The organism is Streptomyces poriferorum (genome assembly GCF_019399235.1).
Classification (GTDB): domain Bacteria; phylum Actinomycetota; class Actinomycetes; order Streptomycetales; family Streptomycetaceae; genus Streptomyces; species Streptomyces poriferorum.
On sequence record NZ_JAELVH010000541.1, the window covers coordinates 1 to 1,427 of the forward strand.

Consider the following 1,427-nt stretch of genomic DNA (forward strand, 5'->3'; position numbering starts at 1 on the left):
GTCAGCCAGGGGTGGCCGCGGGCCTTGCGCCTTGCGGCTCCAGGTGGTAGCCCGCGCACGCGCGGTCTGGTCGTCGCCTCCGGCTCCGGGGTCACCGCCTCCGGCGGTGCGGTCGTCGCCTCCGGCTCCGAGTGCCGGCCCTCCGGGCGGCGGCTGGTACGTTGTCCGCAGGTACGGAACGGTTCACCTCAGCGGCCCCTGACTAAGGCCCTGGACTCCCACCGTGGGGAGTGGAGGAACACGGAAACCCTCCGGTACAGGGTTCAACTCCCTGTCGTACCACAACAGATCGGCCCCCCTCTCCTGTCGGTGAGGGGGGCCGGTTCGTGTGTCGGGGGGTTACTCCGGGCAGTCGTGCTCTCCGACGTCCAGGGTCAAGCCGTCGTCCTCATCCCACCAGCCCTCCCCTGACTCCCCGCAGGTGCCGCACTCCCAGCGTCCCGCAAGGCACACGCCCGCATACCCGGCGGTGCTCACCGCCGCGGCTTCTTGGCCAAGGGGTGGCCGACCGCAACGCTCATGGGCACCTGTCCTCTCCGTCTTCTTCGCACCGGAACGGGGTCCGGCAGTCGGCACACGGCCGGAACTCCCGGACCGCGATCGGCGCGGGCGCGGACGGGGTGGGGAGCGGGACGTGCCGGTACTGGGCGGCGAGCCACCCGCCGTACTCCGGTGACGAGACGGGCGGCGCGGCCGGCACTTCCGCAACCAGAGCCACGGCCACGAACTCCGCCATCGCGCGGGTGTCGCAGTCGATGACGTCCCCGTACGGGAGGTCTTCGGCGAACGCGTTGATAGCACGCTCGATCAGGTCGACGCGATCGGTCATGCTTCGGCCTCCCTGTCGCTCCCACGCGCCGCGCGCAGCGCTTCCGCGACTGCCTGCTGGGCGGCGCTGATGTACGCCCGTGTCTCTTCGGGGTGGGTCACCATGTGGTGAATCTGGGCGAGCGCGGCCAGCGGTGAGTAGATCTTGGTCAGGTAGAGATCGAATCCCGTCATGGGGCCGATCAGGGCGGGTCCGTCGTCGTATCCGCGGCGGCGGTCGCGGAGTACCGCGCGCTTGAGTCGTGTTCGTTGGTTCATGCTCCGGCCTCCCAGCCGAGACGGACGACGTAGGCCACGACCAGGAGCACGGCCAGGGACAGGACGATGGCCACGGCGATGGCCACGGCGTTGGCGATATCAGACCGGATCATCTGGCCGCGGGTGGGCGGGGGCGGCGGCTCGTACGGCGGGATGGCCTGGATCATGTCGTGCATCGCGCGGGCCGACGCTGCGATCACTTTGTCTGTTCTGCGGAACACTGCTCTCCCAACGGATGGGGCCCCCGCCGCGTCGGCGCGCGGCGGGGGCTGTTCATGTGCGGTGCCTTCCCCGGGGGGTGGCGGTGCCGCTACAGGGCGGGTGCGATGTGGGTGGTCTGT

3 protein-coding genes are annotated in these 1,427 nt (G+C 70.5%); all 3 read right to left on the bottom strand.

Going from position 1 to position 1,427, the window contains the following annotated elements:
• Positions 1-517: 517 nt before the first annotated feature.
• Genes JGS39_RS39440 through JGS39_RS39450 form a run of 3 tightly spaced genes read right to left on the bottom strand, consistent with a single transcriptional unit; the run spans position 518 to position 1,286 of the window.
• Entirely contained in the window at positions 518-829 is a 312-nt protein-coding gene (locus JGS39_RS39440; RefSeq protein ID WP_219574574.1) for a hypothetical protein, read from the bottom strand.
• Complete coding sequence (locus JGS39_RS39445) at positions 826-1,086, bottom strand: hypothetical protein (protein ID WP_219574575.1); 261 nt, start codon at positions 1,084-1,086, stop codon at positions 826-828. The genes JGS39_RS39440 and JGS39_RS39445 overlap by 4 nt, the downstream gene beginning before the upstream one ends.
• Positions 1,083-1,286: a hypothetical protein gene (locus JGS39_RS39450; protein ID WP_219574576.1), complete on the bottom strand. Its 204-nt coding sequence runs from the start codon at positions 1,284-1,286 to the stop codon at positions 1,083-1,085. Before JGS39_RS39450 ends, JGS39_RS39445 begins: the two co-directional genes overlap by 4 nt.
• Between the last annotated feature and the right edge of the window lie 141 nt (positions 1,287-1,427).